Source organism: Kitasatospora sp. NPDC094028, from assembly GCF_049543595.1.
Lineage (GTDB): Bacteria > Actinomycetota > Actinomycetes > Streptomycetales > Streptomycetaceae > Kitasatospora.
Genome location: NZ_JBMVFA010000022.1, coordinates 126,701 through 133,420, shown reverse-complemented (window position 1 = coordinate 133,420; position 6,720 = coordinate 126,701). Strand labels below are relative to the sequence as shown.

Annotated in this window: 5 protein-coding genes and 1 pseudogene; 2 read left to right on the top strand and 4 right to left on the bottom strand. The window is 75.0% G+C overall.

Translation table 11 applies throughout. From position 1 onward, the window contains the following. Nucleotides 1-431 (top strand): annotated as a pseudogene (locus tag ACPC54_RS28070) (transposase); the annotation flags it as partial. A 56-nt stretch (nt 432-487) separates the two neighbouring features. Here the strand turns inward: ACPC54_RS28070 and ACPC54_RS28065 are convergent. The 4 genes from ACPC54_RS28065 to ACPC54_RS28050 form a co-directional block, all read right to left on the bottom strand. Beyond that, a complete protein-coding gene (locus tag ACPC54_RS28065; RefSeq protein ID WP_498968693.1) occupies nt 488-1,768 on the bottom strand; it encodes an MAB_1171c family putative transporter in 1,281 nt (426 codons plus the stop codon). Next, nucleotides 1,761-2,228: an ImmA/IrrE family metallo-endopeptidase gene (locus ACPC54_RS28060; RefSeq protein ID WP_498968692.1), complete on the bottom strand. Its 468-nt coding sequence runs from the start codon at nt 2,226-2,228 to the stop codon at nt 1,761-1,763. The genes ACPC54_RS28065 and ACPC54_RS28060 overlap by 8 nt, the downstream gene beginning before the upstream one ends. Before the next feature lie 161 nt (nt 2,229-2,389). Next, complete coding sequence (locus tag ACPC54_RS28055) at nt 2,390-2,737, bottom strand: hypothetical protein (RefSeq protein WP_498968690.1); 348 nt, start codon at nt 2,735-2,737, stop codon at nt 2,390-2,392. Nucleotides 2,738-2,831: 94 nt separating this feature from the next. After that, on the bottom strand, nt 2,832-3,938 hold the full coding sequence (locus ACPC54_RS28050; RefSeq protein WP_498968689.1) for an FAD-dependent oxidoreductase: 1,107 nt from the start codon (nt 3,936-3,938) through the stop codon (nt 2,832-2,834). Between the two features lie 470 nt (nt 3,939-4,408). Here ACPC54_RS28050 and ACPC54_RS28045 point away from each other — a divergent pair, with 470 nt between their 5' ends. Further along, nucleotides 4,409-6,391, top strand: a complete 1,983-nt coding sequence (locus tag ACPC54_RS28045) for a putative Ig domain-containing protein (protein WP_498968688.1) — start codon at nt 4,409-4,411, stop codon at nt 6,389-6,391. Nucleotides 6,392-6,720 lie beyond the last annotated feature (329 nt).

Here is a 6,720-nt window from a genome sequence, read left to right as displayed (position 1 = left end):
CACCCCGGGCAACGTCAACGACGCAACCGCGTTCGGCCAGGTCCTCGACGGGATCCGCGTCCCCCGTTCGGGCCCGGGCCGCCCCCGCACGACGCCGTTGCGGGTGCTGGGCGACAAGGCCTATTCCAGCCGGGCAATCCGCCACCTGCTGCGGCGCCGGGGCATCGCCGCCACGATCCCCGAACGCCGCGACCAGGCCGGCAACCGGCGACGGCGCGGATCCCTCGGCGGTCGCCCGCCCGCCTTCGACAAGGAGGTCTACCGCGACCGCAACGTAGTCGAACGATGCTTCGCCCGCCTCAAGCAGTTCCGCGCGATCGCCACGAGGTTCGACAAGCTCGCGGACCGCTACCGAGCAGGAGTCGTCCTGGCTTCCCTGATCCTCTGGCTCCGCGAACCAGCCAGATGATCATTTGTCAGACAGGCCCTAGCCCCGGGGCCCGGGCCCGGCGGGTGGGCCCGGGCAGCGGGCCGCCCCGCCGCCGCCTCATCCGGGGCCACGGCCCAGCTCCTCGCGCACCCGGCGGCGGACGCCGGCCACCGCCGGGGAGGTGGCGAAGGCGTCCGCCACCTCGACCAGCCAGGCGGCCTCCTCGTCGATGCCGACCTGCCCCTCGGCGGCGACGTACCCGGCCGACGGTCCGGCCGGGTAGCGGTGCCCGGCCGCGGTCGCCTCCAGGGCGGCGGCGATGCCGGCCGCCTCCACCGTCACGGCGGCCCGGTGGCGCCCGCGCGCCGCCCCGCCACCGCCGTCCGCGGTGAACTCGGCGACCCACGACGGCACGTGCGGGTGCACGTAGGGCCGGAGCGCGAGCTGCCCGTCACGGATCTCGATGATCCGGCGGTACAGCGCGAACTGCGTGCCGTGCCGCCCGCGCCGGCCCGTCCGCGCGGTGTCCGGCAGCAGTTCCACCGCCGGCACCGTCGCCCGCAGCGCCGACCAGAGCGGTTCCAGCCGGTGGTACGCGTACCGGGCGCGCAGCGGCCGCGACCAGTTCGCCAGCCGGCCGTCCCAGGCGGGCGCGGTCGCCCCCACCAGCATCAGGACGACACAGGCGAGCGCCACCACCGCGGACGCGGCGCTCTCGCCGCCGATCACGCCGCCGGTGGTCAGCACGTCCACCACGTCGATGATGTTGCTGGCGGTCCAGAGCAGCCCGATCACGGTGCCGAAGGCCATCATCCGCACGCCCGAGCGCAGGGCGCCCGGCGGCATCCGGGCGGCGGAGCGGCCGACCAGCAGGCCGAACACGGTCAGCCGCCACACCAGGTGGGCCGTCAGCAGGGCGACGTAGCCGACCATCAGCCACCGCCCCGTGCCGTGCACGACGACCCGGTTGCCCACCTGGGTGGGGTCCGCGGCGACGTACGCGACGGAGGTCAGCACGACGGCGCCGACCATGACGGCCGCCTGCCGGCGGATCCCGGCCCGGACCCCGCCGCGGACCTCGTCCGGCGGCTGGATCGAGTACGCCACCATGGCCAGGGCGCCGACCGCGAGCAGTTCCAACTCGTCGCCGACCAGCCGGAGGCAGCCGGCCCCGAGCCAGGGCCAGGGCCAGGACCGGGCGCCGGGCAGGCCCGCCGCGGCGAACGTCCCCGGGGCCGAGAGCGCCAGGCCCAGGGCCATGCACAACCCGCAGACGTAGACGTAGCGGAGCGCCGGATCCGACCGCCGGCCCCGGTCCGACCAGGCCTTGCCGGCCGTTCCGACGAGGGTGACCAGGCAGGCCAGGTAGTCGGCCGCGTCGGCCAGCCGGTCACCCATGGTCCGCCGCACGGTGCCTCGGGGCCGGACCGAACACGGAGCCCAGCCGGGCCACCCGGTCGTCGGGGTCGCCGGCGCCCGGCCGCGGCGCCCCGGCCCGGTGCCGAGCGCGCTGCAGCACGAGGGTGGCGATGAGTTCGGCCTCCTGCTCCTGCCGGTCGGTGTAGGCCGAGCGGCCGAGCACCCGCCGGATCAGCTCGCCCGACAGGTGGGGCATCAGCGCCTCGGACGCGGCGGAGCCGAGCGCGCTCGCCCCGGTGTGCCCGCAGAGCAGGTGGCCGACCTCGTGGAGCAGGATGTGCTGCTGGTGCAGCACGCTGGTGTCGGAGGGGTACCCGATGTAGTCGGCCCGGTCGGTGCTGGCCAGGATCCCGCACGGCCCCCGGCTGCGCCCCGGCAGCGGCACCAGTTCGAGCGGCCTGCCCCTGGTCCGGGCCAGGCTCGCGGCGAGGGCCGGCATCTCGAACGGCTCCGGCAGCGGCAGCGCTCGCGCGATCTCCCGGCACCTTCGCCACAACTCCGCGTCCCCACGGTCCGCCCGCCTCACGGTTCCTCCCCCCGGCACGTCGACAGCGCGCCGCCGAGGAATGATCTCAGGCACGGGCGACGGGCCGCCAGGAGTCAGCCCGCTTCGGCGCCGTCCCGGGCCGCGGACAGGTGCAGCTCGAACGGCGCCCCGGGGCGGTCCGGCGTCCAGCCCCGCGACCGTGCGGCCCGGATGCCCGCGGCGACCTCGGCCGGCAGGACCAACTCGGCCGGCACCAGGCGCGGTTCGAGCGGGGCCGGCCGGCCGGTCTCCACCACGAGCGTCGTCCCGGGGCGGGCCGCGTCCTCCACCCGGTAGGCCAGGGTGCTGCCCTCGTAGTCGCAGCACCAGTGCTTCCGGCTCATCCGCCAGCGGTACTCGACACCGTCGACGACGATCCGGCGCGAGCCCTTCCTGACCAGTGCCACGCTGCTGCCTCTCACCCCTCGACCGTCCGGACCGTGAACCCGGCCACCGCTGTGCAGTCTCCTCGCGCCGCCCACCGGTGTCACCGGGTTTTGCACCGCCGAATTCGCGCTACCCGCCGTGGTTGCGGACGGCGGCGGCGACCGCGGCGAAGCCGTGGTCGAGCATGTCCCGCTCGTACGCCCGGACGGCGTCGAGCACGGGCGCGCCCGGGACCAGCCGGGCGGCGAGCAGGCCCGCGTCGTGGATCGCGACCCCCGCGCTGGTCCCGACCGGGGGCATCGGGTGCGCCGCGTCGCCGACCAGGGTCACCGGGGCGGCGGGCCACGGCTCGGGGCGGGCGCAGGAGTGGACGCGTGCGGGCACCGGATAGCGGGGGTCCCCCAGCCGGACCAGGGCGCTGAGCGAAGGGTGCCAGTCCGCGAGGGTGTCCGCCGCCAGCGCCAGCAGCTCCGCGGCGCCCAGCCCGAAGAGCGCGGGGCCGTACACCGCGGCCGGGGCGGCCACGCTCCACATCACGTAGTCCTCGGCCGGCGGCAACCCGAAGTCGGCCGGGCTGCGCCGGAACCGCTGCGCGGCCAGCGCGAGCCGGCGGCCGTCCGGCCCCGCGATGCCCAGGAAGCCGTCGAGCGCCGGCTCCGGGGTCAGCTCCCGGGCCCGGTCGGTCAGCGGCGTGCGGCCGTAGATCAGCCGGGTGTCGTGGACGGTGAGCGCGAAGTCGGGCAGCAGTTGGCGCCTGATGCCGGAGTTGGCCCCGTCCGCGGCGACCAGCAGATCGCCCTCGGCGGTGCTGCCGTCGCTCAGGTGGACCCGGACGGCGCCGTCCGCCGTCGGCTCGTAGCGGGAGAAGCCGGCGCCGAACCGGACGGCGCCGGCCAGGCCGCGCAGCATGATCCGACGCAGCGTGAGCCGGTCGACGGTCAGGCCTTCGGCGTCCGGAGGCAGCTCGATCCCGACGAAGTCCCGCAGCTCGGGCCCGGCCACGGTGACGCCGCCGCCGGCCCGGCAGGAGGTGGCGACGGCCTCGTCGTAGACCGCGGCGGGCAGCCACGCGCGCAGCGCCGCGTCCCCGTCGCCGTTGATGTGGATCCGGTAGCCCTGGGCGCGGGCGTCGATCGCGGGATCCCGCTCGAAGAGCCGGACGTCATGGCCGTGCCGCAGCAGACCGTGGGCCAGGCAGGAGCCGGCCAGACCGGCGCCGACGATCAGAACGCGCATGATGCCACTCCGAGTTGAGGCCGTCTCCGGTGGGACCTTCCCGGACGCTAGCATCCCGCGCGGAACCGGAAGAAGAGGGGCGTCCGCCGCCGGGCGCGGGCCCGCCGGGGCGCCGCGGCGGGTGGCGCTACCGCGCCAGTGGCGGTGTCCCGCCTGGTCAAGGCTCGGTCATGCCGGTCAAAGCCTCGGTCATGGCATGGACACCAAGCTTGTTCGCCGGTGCGCGCTTCGCTACCTTTCTGACACTGAAGCCGCCAAGGCTCGGGATCACACCCCTGGCATGTCCTGGACACCCCAACTCCGCCCGGCCCCCGTCGCCCCGTCCGGCCGACGCCCCGCGGCCCGCGCCGAGCCCCAGGCAGCCGTCTGCACGTGCGCGTCTCCCCTCACCCCGGGCCTGCACACCGGCGGCCGCCTCACCCCGGCACGCCCGCACGCCCGGGGCCCGACCCCCATACGGGAGGGCTCCGTTGCACAAGCTCATCCGCTCCGTCCTGCGGCACGGTGGACTCCGCGCGAGCACCGCGACGCTCGCCGCCGGTGCCGTGGTCGCCGCCGGCCTCGCCTTCGCGGCGCCCGCCGGCGCCACGGGTGCCAGTGCGCCCGGCGCGGGCGTGAAGCACGCCTGCGCCAAGCCGACCTACCGTCACCAGATGGCCTGCAACGCCCTGGTGCGCACCGACGTGGTACAGCCGCACGCGTTCTCCCTCCACGCCGTGTCGCCCGACGCGACGCCCTCCGGCTACGGGCCGGGCGACCTGCAGAGCGCCTACGGCCTGTCGGCCAACGGCGGCGCCGGGCAGACCATCGCCATCGTCGACGCCAACGACGACCCCAACGCGGAGTCCGACCTGGCGACCTACCGCGCGCAGTACGGGCTGCCCGCGTGCACCACCGCGAACGGCTGCTTCAAGAAGATCGACCAGAACGGCGGCACCAACTACCCGGCCGGCGACACCGGTTGGGCGGGCGAGATCTCGCTCGACGTCGACATGGTCTCCGCCGCCGCGCCGAACGCCCACATCCTGCTGGTCGAGGCCACCTCGGCGACCATGAGCGACCTCGGCACCGCCGTCAACCAGGCCGTCGCCCAGGGCGCGAAGTTCGTCTCCAACAGCTACGGCGGCGCCGAGGACTCCACCGACACCACCTCGGACAGCCAGTACTTCAACCACCCCGGCGTCGCCATCACCGTGTCCTCGGGCGACTCCGGCTACGGCGCCCAGTACCCGGCCGGCTCCCAGTACGTCACCGCCGTCGGCGGCACCTCGCTGAGCCGCGACTCCAGCGCGCGCGGCTGGGGCGAGACCGTCTGGGGCTCCAGCGCGGGCGGCAACGGCGCCGGCTCCGGCTGCTCGGCCTACGACCCCAAGCCGAGCTGGCAGACCGACAGCGGCTGCTCGAACCGGACCATCGCCGACGTGTCCGCCGTCGCCGACCCGGCCACCGGCGTCGCCGTCTACCAGACCTACGGCGGCAGCGGCTGGGCCGTCTACGGCGGCACCAGCGCCTCCGCGCCGCTGATCGCCGCCGTCTACGCCGACGCGGGCACCCCGGGCGCGTCCGACTACCCGTCCAAGTACCCGTACCAGCACACGGGTTCGCTGAACGACGTGACCAGCGGTGCGAACGGCACCTGCTCCCCGTCCTACCTGTGCACCGCGGGCGCCGGCTACGACGGCCCGACCGGCCTGGGCACCCCCAGCGGCCTGGGCGCCTTCCGGTCCGGCACCAGCACCGGCAACACGGTGACGGTCACCAACCCGGGCAGCCAGAGCACCACCACCGGCAGCGCCGCCTCCCTGCAGATCCACGCCACCGACTCCGCCGCCGGCCAGACCCTGACGTACAGCGCCACCGGCCTGCCGACCGGCCTGTCGATCAACTCCGCCACCGGCCTGATCAGCGGCACCGCCTCGACGGCCGGCAGCTACAACGTGACGGTCACCGCGAAGGACACCACCAACGCGGCCGGCTCGGCCAGCTTCGGCTGGACGGTCTCGACCTCGGGCGGCGGCAGCGCGGTCGTCAACGGCGGCTTCGAGACCGGCAGCCTGACCGGCTGGACCAGCGCCGGCTCGACCGCGGCGAACACGTCGGCCGCCCACACCGGGAGCTACGGCGCCCAGGTCGGCTCGACCAGCCCGGGCGGCGACTCCTCCCTCGCCCAGACCTTCACCGCGCCGACCGGCTCCAGCAAGCTGTCCTTCTGGTACAGCAACACCTGCCCGGACACCGTCACCTACGACTGGGCCACCGCCACCCTGAAGGACAACACCACCGGCACCACCACCACGGTCCTCGCCAAGACCTGCGCCGCCAGCGCGACCTGGACCAACAAGACCGCGACCGTCACCCCGGGCCACTCGTACACCCTCACCCTGAGCAACCACGACGACAACTACCCGGGTGACCCGACCTACACCTACTACGACGACGTGACCGTCTCCTGACCCACCACCACGTCACCCGGTGGGGCCGCGGCCATCCGCGGCCCCACCGGCACACCCACGCCCGGGCCCCTCGGCGACAGCTTCGACCAGGCCGTCGCGGCATCCGAGAACGAGGCGTACAAGAAGGCGCTGACAGCCCTCCCCGCCGGCTTCGAGCGCGACTTCCGCATCGTCGGGGGCATCGGCTGACCGGCGGCCCCAGCCACCGCCGATCACCCGCCAGCTGACCCGAACGGGCCAGACGGCAGGGGCTCGATGACCCGGATGGATCATCTGGCGCGCGGAGCAAGGAAGTTGGACCTACGGTGCAGTGCGAGGGGGTTACCCGA

Excerpts from the sequence above, each read along its gene's own strand:
- ACPC54_RS28050 (WP_498968689.1), bottom strand. The coding sequence starts at position 3,938 with ATGCGCGTTCTGATCGTCGGCGCCGGTCTGGCCGGCTCCTGCCTGGCC.
- ACPC54_RS28065 (WP_498968693.1), bottom strand. The coding sequence starts at position 1,768 with ATGGGTGACCGGCTGGCCGACGCGGCCGACTACCTGGCCTGCCTGGTC.
- ACPC54_RS28060 (WP_498968692.1), bottom strand. The coding sequence starts at position 2,228 with ATGCCGGCCCTCGCCGCGAGCCTGGCCCGGACCAGGGGCAGGCCGCTC.